This is a genomic window from Lysinibacillus sp. FSL M8-0337, assembly GCF_038593855.1.
Taxonomy (GTDB): Bacteria; Bacillota; Bacilli; order Bacillales_A; family Planococcaceae; genus Lysinibacillus; species Lysinibacillus sphaericus_D.
Map to the genome: position 1 here is coordinate 3,554,917 of NZ_CP151996.1, position 13,738 is coordinate 3,568,654.

General features: G+C 35.5%; 19 protein-coding genes. 8 read left to right on the forward strand and 11 right to left on the reverse strand.

The features are described from left to right. Positions 1–239: 239 nt before the first annotated feature. Positions 240–458 (reverse strand): uroporphyrin-III methyltransferase, encoded by a 219-nt coding sequence (locus MKY08_RS17295; protein WP_069509812.1) that lies wholly within the window; start codon positions 456–458, stop codon positions 240–242. A gap of 65 nt (positions 459–523) precedes the next feature. Further along, positions 524–2,032, reverse strand: a complete 1,509-nt coding sequence (locus tag MKY08_RS17300; RefSeq protein WP_069509815.1) for a leucyl aminopeptidase — start codon at positions 2,030–2,032, stop codon at positions 524–526. Positions 2,033–2,156: 124 nt separating this feature from the next. Here MKY08_RS17300 and MKY08_RS17305 point away from each other — a divergent pair, with 124 nt between their 5' ends. After that, on the forward strand, positions 2,157–2,639 hold the full coding sequence (locus MKY08_RS17305; protein WP_036205676.1) for a divergent PAP2 family protein: 483 nt from the start codon (positions 2,157–2,159) through the stop codon (positions 2,637–2,639). A gap of 63 nt (positions 2,640–2,702) precedes the next feature. Here the strand turns inward: MKY08_RS17305 and MKY08_RS17310 are convergent, their stop codons facing one another. The 3 genes from MKY08_RS17310 to MKY08_RS17320 all read right to left on the reverse strand — a co-directional run bounded on the left by MKY08_RS17310 (position 2,703) and on the right by MKY08_RS17320 (position 4,251). Beyond that, the gene (locus MKY08_RS17310; RefSeq protein ID WP_024364851.1) at positions 2,703–3,032 is read right to left on the reverse strand and encodes a YuiB family protein; all 330 of its coding nucleotides are present in this window, start codon (positions 3,030–3,032) and stop codon (positions 2,703–2,705) included. Positions 3,033–3,171: 139 nt separating this feature from the next. Beyond that, positions 3,172–3,669: an NUDIX domain-containing protein gene (locus MKY08_RS17315; protein ID WP_069509818.1), complete on the reverse strand. Its 498-nt coding sequence runs from the start codon at positions 3,667–3,669 to the stop codon at positions 3,172–3,174. Positions 3,670–3,801: 132 nt separating this feature from the next. Continuing rightward, positions 3,802–4,251 carry a MarR family transcriptional regulator gene (locus tag MKY08_RS17320; protein WP_256093132.1) on the reverse strand — a complete coding sequence of 150 codons (450 nt, stop codon included), beginning with the start codon at positions 4,249–4,251 and terminating at the stop codon, positions 3,802–3,804. Positions 4,252–4,395: 144 nt separating this feature from the next. On the opposite strand from MKY08_RS17320, the gene MKY08_RS17325 reads away from it, so the two are divergent. Then, on the forward strand, positions 4,396–4,887 hold the full coding sequence (locus MKY08_RS17325; protein ID WP_069509824.1) for a CarD family transcriptional regulator: 492 nt from the start codon (positions 4,396–4,398) through the stop codon (positions 4,885–4,887). Between the two features lie 272 nt (positions 4,888–5,159). Beyond that, positions 5,160–5,723 (forward strand): hypothetical protein, encoded by a 564-nt coding sequence (locus tag MKY08_RS17330; RefSeq protein WP_069509827.1) that lies wholly within the window; start codon positions 5,160–5,162, stop codon positions 5,721–5,723. Between the two features lie 294 nt (positions 5,724–6,017). On the opposite strand, the gene MKY08_RS17335 is transcribed toward MKY08_RS17330, so the two are convergent. Next, positions 6,018–7,103, reverse strand: coding sequence for an SH3 domain-containing protein (locus MKY08_RS17335; protein WP_069509830.1), 1,086 nt, complete (start codon positions 7,101–7,103; stop codon positions 6,018–6,020). 367 nt (positions 7,104–7,470) lie between these two features. Between MKY08_RS17335 and MKY08_RS17340 the strand changes: the two genes are divergently transcribed. Together MKY08_RS17340 and MKY08_RS17345 are read left to right on the forward strand one after the other, a co-directional pair. Continuing rightward, positions 7,471–7,869, forward strand: coding sequence for a hypothetical protein (locus MKY08_RS17340; RefSeq protein WP_081327882.1), 399 nt, complete (start codon positions 7,471–7,473; stop codon positions 7,867–7,869). 95 nt (positions 7,870–7,964) lie between these two features. Then, a complete protein-coding gene (locus MKY08_RS17345; RefSeq protein WP_069509833.1) occupies positions 7,965–8,318 on the forward strand; it encodes a hypothetical protein in 354 nt (117 codons plus the stop codon). Between the two features lie 335 nt (positions 8,319–8,653). Here the strand turns inward: MKY08_RS17345 and MKY08_RS17350 are convergent, their stop codons facing one another. Beyond that, positions 8,654–9,028, reverse strand: coding sequence for an iron-sulfur cluster assembly accessory protein (locus MKY08_RS17350; protein ID WP_069509836.1), 375 nt, complete (start codon positions 9,026–9,028; stop codon positions 8,654–8,656). Positions 9,029–9,210: 182 nt separating this feature from the next. On the opposite strand from MKY08_RS17350, the gene MKY08_RS17355 reads away from it, so the two are divergent. Further along, a complete protein-coding gene (locus MKY08_RS17355; protein ID WP_069509839.1) occupies positions 9,211–9,903 on the forward strand; it encodes a DUF2225 domain-containing protein in 693 nt (230 codons plus the stop codon). A gap of 51 nt (positions 9,904–9,954) precedes the next feature. Here the strand turns inward: MKY08_RS17355 and MKY08_RS17360 are convergent, their stop codons facing one another. Continuing rightward, positions 9,955–10,191, reverse strand: a complete 237-nt coding sequence (locus MKY08_RS17360; protein WP_024364841.1) for a NifU family protein — start codon at positions 10,189–10,191, stop codon at positions 9,955–9,957. 84 nt (positions 10,192–10,275) lie between these two features. Here MKY08_RS17360 and MKY08_RS17365 point away from each other — a divergent pair, with 84 nt between their 5' ends. After that, the gene (locus MKY08_RS17365; protein ID WP_025220399.1) at positions 10,276–10,611 is read left to right on the forward strand and encodes a YuzD family protein; all 336 of its coding nucleotides are present in this window, start codon (positions 10,276–10,278) and stop codon (positions 10,609–10,611) included. 89 nt (positions 10,612–10,700) lie between these two features. Here the strand turns inward: MKY08_RS17365 and MKY08_RS17370 are convergent, their stop codons facing one another. Next, complete coding sequence (locus tag MKY08_RS17370) at positions 10,701–11,768, reverse strand: NAD(P)/FAD-dependent oxidoreductase (protein ID WP_069509842.1); 1,068 nt, start codon at positions 11,766–11,768, stop codon at positions 10,701–10,703. Positions 11,769–12,151: 383 nt separating this feature from the next. On the opposite strand from MKY08_RS17370, the gene MKY08_RS17375 reads away from it, so the two are divergent. Then, positions 12,152–12,388 carry a YuzB family protein gene (locus tag MKY08_RS17375; protein WP_024364838.1) on the forward strand — a complete coding sequence of 79 codons (237 nt, stop codon included), beginning with the start codon at positions 12,152–12,154 and terminating at the stop codon, positions 12,386–12,388. A 100-nt stretch (positions 12,389–12,488) separates the two neighbouring features. On the opposite strand, the gene MKY08_RS17380 is transcribed toward MKY08_RS17375, so the two are convergent. Beyond that, positions 12,489–13,241, reverse strand: coding sequence for a TIGR01457 family HAD-type hydrolase (locus MKY08_RS17380; protein WP_069509845.1), 753 nt, complete (start codon positions 13,239–13,241; stop codon positions 12,489–12,491). Further along, the gene (locus tag MKY08_RS17385) at positions 13,238–13,690 is read right to left on the reverse strand and encodes a DUF86 domain-containing protein (protein ID WP_069509848.1); all 453 of its coding nucleotides are present in this window, start codon (positions 13,688–13,690) and stop codon (positions 13,238–13,240) included. Before MKY08_RS17385 ends, MKY08_RS17380 begins: the two co-directional genes overlap by 4 nt. Positions 13,691–13,738 lie beyond the last annotated feature (48 nt).

Sequence of the window (13,738 nt, forward strand, 5' to 3'; positions counted from 1 at the left end):
TGGATAATAAGAGCCTCTAGTTTGCTAGTCAGCTTTTATTTTTAATTCTTAGTAATATAATAAGAATAATAAATAATTTAGTATATTCTGTCAACAGTTGTTTTATTCATTTTACAAGTCAACGAAGAAACCAATCGTTACAAGACGCAAAAAAATATGCTAGGAGCGAATACTCCTAGCATACTTTTTTACTTTTTAATGAGCCAACTGTTAAACTGCTGGCCCCCATTTAAATCACATTAATAAGGTCTACGATACCTCGGGTATGGTCTACCTGGCGGGTAAAATGGACCTGGTGGGTATGGACGATAGTTTGGATAATTAGGGTAGTTTGGATAGTTTGGATATTGATTAAATTGTGATCCAAGTAGACCGCCTAAAAATCCTCCAAAAAATGGTGCGCCAATTGGCCAAAAGAAGCCACCGAAGCCTCCTGGATATCCTCCGAAATTCCGCATATGCTACCTCCCTTTTTCTCTATCGTATGAAGGGAGGTACATATACCGCAAGTCCTTTGCCTACTCTATTTCTCTTCACCTAAACGTTGCACAAAGTTTGCTAATGTTCGCACCATGACACCTGTACCGCCTTTTGGTCCTAAATCATGTGCAGAGACTGCATCCGATGTACCTGCAATGTCTAAATGAATCCATGGTAAATCCCCAACAAACTCACCTACGAAGCCACCTCCGAAAATCATATGGCCATCGCGACCAGGAGAGTTGTTTAAATCTGCAATATCTGATTTCCGAATTCGCTTTTTATCACTTTCTGTTAACGGCATACGCCATACAAACTCATCTGTCTCTTGTGCTGCCTCCATAAAACTCGCATAGAATTCATCGTTATTAGAAAGCGCACCCGTTTTATCTAAACCAAGAGCTGTAATAACACCACCAGTTAAAGTGGCAACGTCGATTAGCGCAGTTGCACCTTGTTGTTTAGCATATGTAGTAGCATCTGCCAGTACTAAACGACCTTCAGCATCAGTATTTAAAATTTCAACCGTTTTACCGCTATACGTTGTAATCACATCATCAGGTTTAAAGGCTGTATCCGAAACCATATTGTCTGTAGAACCAATAACGGCTACGACGTTTTTATTAGGGCGTAATTCACCAATAATTTTCATAGCGCCAAGCACAGCTGCTGCACCACCCATATCGCCCTTCATTCCAACCATCGAATCTTTAGGTTTTAGAGAATAGCCCCCTGTATCATACGTTACACCTTTACCGACAAGGCCAATCGGATCAGTGAAATCTTCTGTTGCTTTATACTTTAAAGTGATAAGGCGAGGTTCCTCATATGAGCCTTGATTTACACTTAAAATACCACCCATTCCCAGTTCCTCTAGTTGGGCTTTATCTAAAATTTCCACTTCAAAATCATAGTCAATAGCAAGGGACTGTGCATAATTTGCTAAGTCTGTCGCTGTTAATAAATTTGGTGGAAGATTAATTAAGCTACGTGCTTCATTTACGGCATCTGCATAAATAATTCCAACCTCAAAGCTAGCCACAACATTATCTAAATCTTCAGCAGTAGTCAAGAAATGTACAGCTTCAATGCGCTTATCCACTTCATTTGAAGTTGTTTTATAATGCGGAATCGTATAATAGCCTAGCGTTGTGCCTTCTCCTGCTAAAAATGCTACATCATCTACCGTTATTGTTTCTGTTGTAAATGATTCTAACCAAATGGAATACTCTTTCACTTTTAAAGTATTTAGCTCTTTGCCGACTAAACCAAAGGCTGCACGCAAATCGCCTTCCGTTAAGTTTTTACGTTCATCTAAGCCAACAAATAAAATTCGTTTTAGATGGGCATGCTCCTTCATAAATGGCAATTTTGTAATGGCTTTTAGTTCAGTCGAAACATCACCTGCACTAAGCCAACTATTCAGAGCTTCTCCGTAAAAAGTCGAAAAACTTGCCCAATCTTGCATTTGTTCACGATGTTTTGTGACCCCCACCACTAATACTTCTGTAGAAATCGTTTCAAATGTTTTTGCTTCTTTAACAATATGCATAAATATTCCTCCATTCAATATTTCTATTATACCTAACTTTCAGAAATGCACGTAATATTTAGCTATTTCTTCTTTTAGAAAATAATGAATGTTATAATAAAAGTAATTACAAGTGAAGGTTGTGATGAATATGTCGATACTTCAAAATACGCCTCTACTCGTCGCCCTCTTTTCCGTTCTTTTTGCACAGTTTGTTAAAATCCCCATTCACTTTTTAATGACCAAACAATTGAAATGGGGACTATTCACATCTACTGGAGGCATGCCTAGCTCACACTCCGCTTCTGTTACAGGGTTAACAACGTCAATCGCTTATGAAACAGGCTTAGATTCTCCCATTTTTGCCATAGCGGCTATGTTTTCTTTTATTGTCATGTATGATGCAAGTGGTGTTCGATACCAAGCAGGACAACATGCCGTTGTTTTAAATCAATTGCGCAAAGATTTTCAAACATTGCTACGTGATATTAAGGATTGGCCACAAATGGATGGGCAAGAAAAAATGGAAGAATTAAAAACCTTGCTTGGGCATAAGCGTAGTGAGGTATTTTTCGGAGCATTGACTGGCATCTTTATCGCCATCATAGCCTATCAATTTATTCAATAAAAAAAGAGTTGGTTCACATCCTCGAACCAGCTCCTTTCACAATTACATTGTGTCTTGTAAATATTAAAACATTCGATATCCACTTTTACGTAAATAAATCATCACAATTCCTGCTACAATCGCTCCTGCGAAGCCGCCAGATAAAATAGCAATATCTACTGTTTGAAGTGCTTGCAATTTCTCTAACAGCGCTGGGAAAGCTGAACCAGGTTTAAAAATATAGTCTAAAAAGCTTACTTCATCGACAATAAAAACAACAACAATTGGATATACAATTGCCATTAACCATGTCATTCGCAGTAACATATTCAATAAGAATCCGATACCAAAAAACATGACGAAAAATAACACAATTGAAATGATTAACTGTACTAATGAAACTGAACCACCCATGTATGTATAACCTCCGTTTTCCTCTCATTAGTTTACATGATTATGAGAGTGCTTTCAATGAAGACATCCTTCATTTCGCATGTTCGTCATATTTTAGTAAATCGTCAACTTTCAGTCAATATACTTGCTGTTCCTTGCATTATTTTTTAAAGAATAAACGGTAAGAAGTGTAACCGAATACCTCTCCTGGATTGATACCCTCAATGGCATCTAATTGATGCTGTTCAAACTGATTAGAAACCATTTCCTTTAACATGACCGATGTCATTTCATCCTGTGCCAATTCCCATGGATATAACCATTTTGCCTCTAACAATTCATTTTCTTGAATACACAGCTTTTGTCGCTCGTCTTTCATCTTACAATAAAAAATAGCCATATTATCACTAACTTCACCGTGAATCACACCTGTACGAAAGCCTATTAAGCCCGACACATAACAATCTAAACCTGTTTCTTCTTGTAATTCCCGGACAATCGCCTCATCCACTGTTTCACCTGCATTTACAAAACCTGCTGGTAATGACCAGCGCCCCTTTAAACCGCTATACGCCTTTTTGACAACAAGCCATTGTCCAAGCTCATTGACAGTACAACCCGCGACTCCTAACCAAACTTTGCCTCGATCCTTTTTCATATCCATTCACCTCTATGTCCATATTATAGCGTTAAGCTTTCTATAGGTAGAAATTTTAATTGTAGAAAAAAGACGATATCGTTGCAGAAGAAGCCTTAAACTCAGCACACTCGTCCTGCGCAATAGAAATATTCAGAATTGTTCCGGTGACTGGCACTCCATCCAATTAAGTTGTAAGATATTTTTTAATTTCGCTACTTGCTCTTCTCCGATAGTACGAACTAATTGCTGTTCAATTTCTGCTTTATTACGTTCATTTTGCTCATAGCATATTTCACCGAAGCTCGTCATTCGAATTACTTTGTGCTTTTTACTATTCTCAGCATTGCTCACTTCCACCAAACCTTTAGCTGCTAAACTTTTAATAAATTTATGAGTGGCTTGGCGAGAAAAATCCACAACTTTTGTTACTTCTGAAATAGTCGGTTGGTTTTTATAAATTTTGCTTAAAATATGCCATTCTGAGTTGGATATATGGACTGTATTATGTTTATTCCATTTCTCTTCAGCAAGTCGTCGAAGTATTTCATGACGTTCGCTCAACAAATCAATGACATCTCGATTTTGCAATTCGTCCTTCAACTCGTTCACCTTCATTCCATAATTTTCGTAATTACTATACAAAAAAACGAAGCCATCGTCAACTAAGTTGACAAAAGTTCCTTTATTGTTTACAATTAATTTAGTCAACCAAGTTGACAATAATGTTTGATGGAGGGAATATACATGTATAATGTTGGCGATGTAGTCATTTATTCATCACATGGACTTTGTTCAGTTGAAGATATTTGTGAACAAACCTTTAGCGACATTACTAAAACTTACTACGTTTTACAACCACTAAACGATTCAAAATTAACGATACGTACTCCTATTGACAATGCAAAAAAACAGCTTAGAGATGTTATAAAAAAAGAAGAAGCCATTCAAATTTTACAATCCTTTACGTCTCCTGGTGTGGAATGGATTGAACAAAACACACATCGTATGAGATTTCACGTAGAAATTATTAAAACCGGCGATCGACAAAAGCAAGCTAACCTCTTAAATACTCTGCTACGCAAAAAGATTGAATATGAAGCGAACGAAAAAAAATTCCCAAATCAAGAAGAAAAATTACTGCACTCTTTACAAGAAATTATATTTTCGGAGTTCTCCATTGCACTCGATAAACCTTCAGAAGAAATTTATGATTATGTAGTAGCGAAACTTAGCTAACCATCTTTTACCGGTACATAAAGAAGCCGCAAATATCTCTATTTAAGAAGATATATCGCAGCTTCTTTCTTACTTGTACGAATATCCCCTTTCACCAAAATCAAAGTAAACTTATCTACAACACCCTGCTCACCCTATGCCCCTAAAAATTTACATAACCATTTATTTATTACTTTTATATGTTATTATTTGTAATAGATATATTTTAGTTAACAAATAAGCAACAATACTAAAATTATTTATCATAAATAAAATCGGGGAGTAGGCAATTAATGGGGTTCTTTAATAGATTTTTAAAAAAAGTTGAAGAGGTTAATAAAGCAGAAGCTGATATTTCTGAACTTGAGTCTGCGTTTACTCTACTGTCACCATTAGATGAGGCAAATGACTTTTGGAAGGAAATTGCACAAAATATTATCGTAAACGCAGTGAAGGCGACTGACAACACAGTAGAACGTGCCTTTATTTTAATAGATATGGGTGTACAGCCATCTTTCCATATTTTTTACCAAATTGATGGGCATCTAATGAAGTGGCATGAGCTTGAAAATCCTACAATTATAGAAAAAATTCAAAATGAGTTACTACCTCAAGCTTCTAACGTTTCTAAAGCAGTAAATGATAAATTTATTCAAGTGAACCATCCTAAAATTTCATTTGCTGAACTGCAATTTGAATGGGCAACAGGAGCTTGGTTTTCTCATATAATCTGGGAAGATAATGACGATATCAATCTCAAAGCAGAAGAAATTTCACGTCAATGGTTTAATACTTTGAGTGAGGAAATAAAAAATAAACCATTAGATAGTGATGCTAAACTTTCTTGGTATCCTTAACATCTTAATAGGATTATATATTTTCAAAGAAATACTTTTGTGAAGGCTTGTGCGTCGAACGACGATTCAGCACAAGTCTTTTTATGCTACTTTCTCAATCGCTACTGTAGATTTACATTACAACAATGTGAGGCTTTTTTATAAATACAACCAGATCACTAACACTGAATATTCATTCTCCATTGCAATTTTCACCTTCTTTAAAACCATACAAAAAAGCCTTTTAAATTAATTATGCTTTTGCAAGCACCAACTTAAAAGGCTTTATATCTAATAGTTCTAACTATATGAATTTTATTTACGATAATATATTAACTTTGCCGTTGTATAAAGATAGTTATCGTGCACTGTTAGCAATGCCTTGTAACCACTCTTTTCCCAAGTTGTATATAAACTATTATATTTCTCATATGTGAATTGATAGTCATTACCAAATTCTTCAACTCCTTTTCTATGCAGAATATCATGTAAAACAGACATTTCATCCCATGTATGATAACTATTTTGATCTGGATAGAAATCATAGCTAATATACTCTAATTGCCCACCTATAAAAATGTACGTTAACTCTGCAAAATAGCCATATTTTTTCGTCTCATAAATTAAATAAGTTTCTCTATCGTCTTGAATTTTTTGAATAAACGTTGATTTTTCATTTCTCTCTACATCACGAATAGTCAATTTAAAGTTAATATTATTGAAAGGTACAACAGGTTTCTTTGTCGATAAAAATGAATCCACTACATACCCTTTAACATTACCAGCCGTTACATAAGACCACCCTACTAATGTAGAATGTACTGTTACTTGTGTACCATTGCTTAATGAACCTACTGAAGCTCCAGATTGACTGGCAATATTGCGAACAACAACTCCACTACTTGTATTTACATACTTAGTCGATGTTTTAGTCTTTCCCATAAAATCCGATTTAACATAGCCTATCACATTACCATATTGCACATAGGACCATCCATTCCCTACCGAACCATAATCTTCAACGACCATATTGTACTTCAATGTCGCTAATGTGGCTGCCGATAGTGATGGCGTAGATTTTACAACAAGACCACTTTTAGAATTTGCAATTTTTATTGTTGAAGGTGGAACGCTTAAAAATGAAGTATTAACGTATCCCTTAACATCACCAGCTTGAATGTGAGACCAACCATTAGAAGTAGAAAACTCTATTACAAATTGGTTCTTATCTAGATTACCAACCGAATTTGCTGTATCACTCGGCGACTCTCTGACAATTAAGCTGGAGCCACTCACAACTTTTACTGTTCGATAGTCTGCTGCTTCGGCTACTTGGTGCTGAAAACTAAATAACATAATGAGTACAAAGGCTGCAACAAACCATTTCTTAAGTATATTCAATCAAATGACCTCCTTTTAATCTTCACTATTCTACCATTTTTACTATTGACTGTATATATTTCCATAATAAATTTTACCTATTTTTAAAGCTGAACATATATGAATAAACAAGTAATGAAATCCTCTTTCATTGCTTCGACTGTGCACAACCTCGATATATTTTAAATGAGCTTCAAGGCGTTCTAGAAAATACCTTAGTCTTTCTTTATAAATATGTGTATATATTCACTCAGTTTTATCAAATCAATAAGGTAAGCAACATGCACAATATTATGTTTTAAATTGAAACTTTCGCCAATATATATCGTTAAACTTAGTATTGATATTTTTTCAAAATATGTAATTTATTTATAAAGGAGGGGTAGAAGTGTTAAAAAGAGCTATGCTTTCAGGAATTGTTTTTAGTTCAATTTTGTTAGTTGGCTGCAATAGAGAGGAAATTATAGATATTACGGGAAACAAGGAAAATGATGCAAATGTAATGTCAGAATCTAAAGAATTAAATTTAGTTTCAGAATTTAAAACAGAAATAATGGCATCTATAACAGAACAAACGGAATTGGATAATGAGTTAATAGAAGGAATAATGGTAAATGGTAGTCCAGTTAAAGGAATTATTGATATATCAATAAGCTTTTCGAAGGATATAAAAGTTTATGATAAGATGATTAAACAAATAATTAAAGATTCTATAAAGAAAGTATCTGAAACAGAAAACATCACAATTAGCGAAGAAAATATAACAATAAAAATTGAGAAACTCTAGCGGAGAAGTTCTAAGTTGCTTTCTAAGATTGTATAAGGAAAAATTATAAAGAAATATGTTATTAGTTCAAACTACATTCAGATGGAGGTTTTTATATGAAAGGGAAGTTAGTCTTCACTATTGGTTTAACAGGCGTTTTAGCATTCACAATTGGTTTTTCAAAAGACTTGCAAAGCAATATAGTATCAGCTGAAGAACAAACAGACATTACTACGGTTATAACAAAAGAAGAACAAAAAATAGTGGAAAATATGTCCGTTAAAGAAGGATTTGTACAGCAAGAAAATGGAACAGGTTTCTTTTTTATTAAAGGTGAGCCAACTGAAAAAAAGGATGTTACCGCTGTAATTACAGCAGATGAACAAAACACTATAGAAAAAATGTCCATTAAAGAAGGATTTATACCACAAGAAAATGGAACAGGTTTCTTTTTTATAAAAGAAAAATAAGATTGGTTTCCTGTTATAAGAAGGAAAACTTTTCACTTACGCAGTTACAATAGTAAGAATAGGAAGCCCATCTGCACTTTTAGCAGAAACCACAAGGTCAATTGATTGTTCTAAGTTTTTGGATATTCTTTCTACATTGCAATCTTTCCACTGTTTGTTTACTCTTTTTTAACCATACAAAAAAGCCCTTTCAATTTGTGATGCTTTCCGCAACAGACAAATCAAAAAGGCTTGGTATTCACAGCCCTAACGACACTAATTTAGGGTTGTGTTTACTTATAATCGGGAGTGTATAGACCTATACAACCCTTCTTCAACATTTATATCACGTTTAATTATTCACAAACTTCAGGCGTACCTTCACGTTTTGCCGCTTTAAAGCTTGTGCCACAGCCGCAAGATGCGATGGCATTTGGGTTGTCGATGGTGAAGCCACCGCCCATTAACGATTGTTTATAGTCAATTTTTGTTCCCATTAAAATAGGCGCATCTTCGCGGGAAACAAGAATCGTTAAACCATGTTGTACATCTTCAAAATCGTCTTCTTTTTTCTCTTTATCGAAATGCATGCCATACGATAGACCACTACATCCGCCACCATTAACAGCTACGCGTAAAAAAGAACCTTGCTCCTCATTATGCTCCATCATTTCATTAATATGAAATGCAGCCGCTTCAGTCACTTCTATTACTTGCTTTAAACTTGTCATCCCAATCACCTTCCTTCTTACTTATCATATCAATTTTGACTATTGTATGACAAACATTCAGCTTCAAGTAGATTATTAGCAAAATTCCCGATATTTTCACTTAATTAGTATTTTTTATTCATGTGTTAAATGCATCTATTGGTATAATAGTTATAATTACATCGATGAAAGAGGTATATATTATGGAGATTTCCCCGTATTACGAAAAAAAAATCCAATGTCTTAATTGTAAAAAAGAATTTCCAACATTAAAAGTACGCTCTAAATTCATAAAAGTGGATCATACAGAAACCGATTTTCAGCCGATTTATGCAGACGATGTTAATGCTCTTTACTACAATGTATTTGTTTGTGAGCATTGTGGCTTCTCCTTTACAGAGGACTTTACAAAATATTTTGCCCCTGGCGTACAAGATGAGCTAAAGACACAAATTACAGAAAAATGGGTTCACCATGATTTTAAAGGTGAACGTACGGTCTTCCAAGCGATTCAAGCCTATAAATTAGCATTTTTATGCGCTACCATTAAAAAAGAAAAATTCGTTGCTACTGCTGGTCTGACTTTACGCCTTGCGTGGTTATATCGTTCATTAAAAAATGAAGGACAAGAGCAGCGTTTTATGAAAATGTCGCGAGATCTTTATATGGATTCCTATTCAAATGAGGACTACAGCACAACTCAAATGTCCGATGTACGCATTATGTATATGATTGCCGAGCTATCACGACGTATCGGTGATATCGAAAATGCAACACGCTTCTTTTCTAAGGTTATTGAGAAACAAAGCCTTGGTGGCGAAGCAAAAATTATCGATATGGCAAAGGAACAATGGACACTGATTCGGGAGGAAAAGGAAAAATCTCGACAAGTGTAAATTAAAAAAGTTCTAGCCTGATGCAGCTAGAACTTTTTTTGTACGTAAATGTTAGAAAACTTGTTCTACTTCAATAATTCCTGGTACTTCTTCTAATAAAGCACGTTCGATACCTGCTTTTAATGTAATCGTAGAACTAGGGCAACTACCACATGCACCTAATAAACGTAATTTTACAACGCCATCTTCCACATCTACTAATTCACAGTCTCCACCGTCACGTAATAAGAATGGACGTAATTTATCTAATACTTCTTGAACTTGGTCGTTAATTGTTGCTTCTGCCATTTGTCTCGACTCCTTTCCTTATAATGATTATAATGTTAGCAACAGAAAAAATCCAATATAGAATCACAAGGGAGAATAAATACTATGGGTCAAACAAAACCAATTATCGAAATTTACGGCACTGCGGTCATCTGTGCTAGCTGTGTCAATGCACCATCTTCTAAGGATACATATGAGTGGTTGCAAGCCGCTATTGATCGTAAATATCCAGACCAAGCTTATGCTATTCGCTATGTCGATATTGAAGGTCCAATTGAGAATGAACGTGATTTGGATTATGCTAGACGTATTCAAGAAGATGAATTTTTCTATCCACTCGTGCTCATCAATGATGAAGTAGTAGGAGAAGGTTATGTCCAATTAAAGCCGGTCTTTAATGCCCTTGAAAACCTTGGGTTTACACCAGACGAAACCGTTTAATAATAAATGAAAGGGATTGTTCACAAGTTTACCTTTGAGCAATCCCTTTTATTATTTAATAGTATGCTCAAAAGAACGTGAGCAACGCATTAATCATTTTGATATTTGTACATCCATAGTAATCCAGATTTCATTAAACGTGCAATACGACCAGTAACAGTTGTATCCGCTAAGTAAGCAAAACCTTGTTTTTTACCTAATGATCCCATGAAACCTTTTAGTTTAATATCAGGCATTTTTTCTGGTAAATGCTCACCTTTCCAACGCATACGTAATACTTTCACGATATGCTCTGCCTGCTCTTCTGCTAATTGTGCACTAGGAGAAAAGTCAGAAGAAGCGCAGTCACCAACAACGTATACATGCTCATCATCCAACACATTAAAGTATTGAGTGACAATCGGACGACCTTGACGATCCTTTTCAACATCCATTTCACGCACAAGTTTAACAGGCTGCACACCAGCAGTCCAAACTACTGCATCCAGTGGTATTTCCTCTTCATGGTTAAAAATTTTACCTGGTTCTACTTTTGTAATATTAGAATTCGCAATAACATCTACATTATGTTTTGTAAACCAATCTTTCACATATTTGCTAAGCTTCTCTGGGAAGTCTTTTAAAATACGTGAACCTCGGTCAAACAATTTTACTTTTAAATCAGCACGGCTTTCTCGTAGCTCACTCGCCAACTCAATACCGCTTAAACCAGCACCGACAATGCCGACAGTTGAGCCTGCTGGTAAACCACATAACGCTTGGAATGTTGCACGTGATTTTGCCATCGTCTGAATGCTGTATGTGTACTCTTCTGCACCTGGTACACCATGGTATTTGTCCTCACAGCCTAGACCAATAACTAAATCGTCATATTCAATACGTTGCCCATCCTCTAGAATGACTACTTTTTCAGCACGGTTAATCTCAACGGCTTCACCATACACAGCCGTTAAACGCTCGTGCTCTGGGAAACTTACACGAATTTCTTTATCTGTTGAAGTCCCTGCTGCTAATGCATAAAATTCTGTTTTTAAACTATGGAAAGGTGCTCTATCTACTAACACGATTTCCGTGTCCAAAGGTAAGTTGTTTGGTAAAAGTCGAAGCATGACACGCATATTGCCGTAGCCGCCACCTAAAAGTACTAATTTCCCCATAATAGTCTCCTTTAATGTATCTAATAATAATTGTTCACAAAGTATCCACAAATGAGTATAACCGATTGTGAGAAGTTTCACAATATAAGATTGCATTTTTGTGAAAGATTTCACAATATCGATCACTTCTTTGCGTTTTTACACAACAATTATGCCAAAGTCAATTATATCTCGGCATAATTTGTACCCTGTGGTTACAAGCCGACTTGAAAAGTTCAACTTAAAATTTATACCATTCAAAAGTATCCTTCAATAATTTGCATTCCTACTGAATGTAAATGCCTAGTAGCATTCCTATAAATGTGAAGGTCTTCAGCTCAATCAATTTAAATGATTGACGAACGTTTCAAAAGCTAGTAGCATATCAATGGTGAGGTGAACATATGAATCCAATGGTTGAATTTTGTGTAAGTAATTTAGCAAATGGCTCACAAAAAACTTATGAAATACTCGAACGCGATCCAAATATCGACGTTTTGGAATATGGCTGCCTTAGCTACTGTACAAAGTGTTCTGAATCTTTTTACGCGATTGTAAATGGTGAATTAGTGGAAGCTGCTTCACCAGAGGAGCTCACAAAAGCTATATATCAATTTATTGATGAAAATCCATTATGGTAATTGTTCGTCAAAGTTTGAGTCCCAACAAAATAAAGTTACACATATGAAAAGGATGTTATACCAAAATCGGCATAACATCCTTTGTTAATTTATACCTCATTTAAAGTAGCGTTTCCATTAAATAAGTAGGTTGCTGTTCTTTTGTTAATACTTCGCTTGTTGGTGTTACACCTGTATTGACATGAATGGTATCACAGCCAAAATGAATACCACACATAATGTCCGTATCATAGTTATCACCAATCATAACCATCTCATCTTTTGTCAAACGATGCTCTAACGCAATAATGTCGAGCATTGCAGCAGACGGCTTCCCGATGTAGATTGGTTCAACCCCAGCAACCTCTCCTACTAGGCGCGCAAATGAGCCATTTCCAGGTAAAAATCCATATTCTGTTGGAAATTTAATATCTTGATTAGTTGCAATAAAGGCCGCACCATTTTGTACAGCAATTGTAGCCTTTGCTAGTGCCATATAATCTAATGTGCGATCGATTCCCATAACAAATACATCTGGCTCATTGTCTACAGGTTCAATTCCTTCATTTAACAACGCCAATCGAATACCGTCAGCGCCCATCATCGCTACTTTTTTATCTGGATAATTTATAGCAACATATTTTGCGGTTACTAAAGCACTTGAATAAATATGATGAAGTGGTGCTTCTACGCCAATTGCGTATAATGCTTCTTGTAACTGCTCTCTCGTTTTAGAAGAATTATTCGTTACGTAAAACGGCTCGATCCCTTGCTGCTGTAATTGCTGTATAAAAGCAACCGCAGAAGGAATACCTTCCTTTCCGCGGTAGACAGTACCATCTAGATCAAAGCAATAAGCCTTATAGGTTTTCATTGATGATCCTCAGGTAAAAATGCTGATACGGGACCTAGCTCATTTGTTAAGTAGTTATTCACTGCTGGTCCAAACTGCTTTAAAGCAGGTAAGCTTGCTGTTAAAACCGTCACAACTTCTGAAATATCTACAGATGCGAATTCACGAACGAGCATTTTACGTAAGCCTACAACAGCTTTTAACGATGCTTCCATATCAGTCGATACGACTTTTTCGTCGATTAAAATATCAATAATATCCTCATAGCTACCTGGATCACGCATAATGAAACCGTCAATCATCAAGTTCCCTACATCCATCATTGATTCCATCACATTATGACCAATACGTTCAATCGCTAATTTCTTAATATCATTTTGTAGCCAGTTTTCCTCTGTCTCCAAAATAGCTAATAGTTTATCTAAGTACTGTAAGTTTGTTGTGATTTTATTTCGATCTACAAAATACACAAGGAAAGCCCCCATTCAAATCATTTAAAGTTGATAGTCTTTTCTCTT

Bases quoted from the DNA above. Each gene is read 5' to 3' on its own strand.
- MKY08_RS17305 (WP_036205676.1), top strand. From the start codon at position 2,157: ATGAATATGTCGATACTTCAAAATACGCCTCTACTCGTCGCCCTCTTT.
- MKY08_RS17310 (WP_024364851.1), bottom strand. From the start codon at position 3,032: ATGGGTGGTTCAGTTTCATTAGTACAGTTAATCATTTCAATTGTGTTA.
- MKY08_RS17345 (WP_069509833.1), top strand. From the start codon at position 7,965: ATGAAAGGGAAGTTAGTCTTCACTATTGGTTTAACAGGCGTTTTAGCA.
- MKY08_RS17330 (WP_069509827.1), top strand. From the start codon at position 5,160: ATGGGGTTCTTTAATAGATTTTTAAAAAAAGTTGAAGAGGTTAATAAA.
- MKY08_RS17325 (WP_069509824.1), top strand. From the start codon at position 4,396: ATGTATAATGTTGGCGATGTAGTCATTTATTCATCACATGGACTTTGT.
- MKY08_RS17315 (WP_069509818.1), bottom strand. From the start codon at position 3,669: ATGAAAAAGGATCGAGGCAAAGTTTGGTTAGGAGTCGCGGGTTGTACT.
- MKY08_RS17375 (WP_024364838.1), top strand. From the start codon at position 12,152: ATGAATCCAATGGTTGAATTTTGTGTAAGTAATTTAGCAAATGGCTCA.
- MKY08_RS17370 (WP_069509842.1), bottom strand. From the start codon at position 11,768: ATGGGGAAATTAGTACTTTTAGGTGGCGGCTACGGCAATATGCGTGTC.
- MKY08_RS17350 (WP_069509836.1), bottom strand. From the start codon at position 9,028: ATGACAAGTTTAAAGCAAGTAATAGAAGTGACTGAAGCGGCTGCATTT.
- MKY08_RS17355 (WP_069509839.1), top strand. From the start codon at position 9,211: ATGGAGATTTCCCCGTATTACGAAAAAAAAATCCAATGTCTTAATTGT.
- MKY08_RS17300 (WP_069509815.1), bottom strand. From the start codon at position 2,032: ATGCATATTGTTAAAGAAGCAAAAACATTTGAAACGATTTCTACAGAA.
- MKY08_RS17380 (WP_069509845.1), bottom strand. From the start codon at position 13,241: ATGAAAACCTATAAGGCTTATTGCTTTGATCTAGATGGTACTGTCTAC.
- MKY08_RS17365 (WP_025220399.1), top strand. From the start codon at position 10,276: ATGGGTCAAACAAAACCAATTATCGAAATTTACGGCACTGCGGTCATC.
- MKY08_RS17295 (WP_069509812.1), bottom strand. From the start codon at position 458: ATGCGGAATTTCGGAGGATATCCAGGAGGCTTCGGTGGCTTCTTTTGG.
- MKY08_RS17360 (WP_024364841.1), bottom strand. From the start codon at position 10,191: ATGGCAGAAGCAACAATTAACGACCAAGTTCAAGAAGTATTAGATAAA.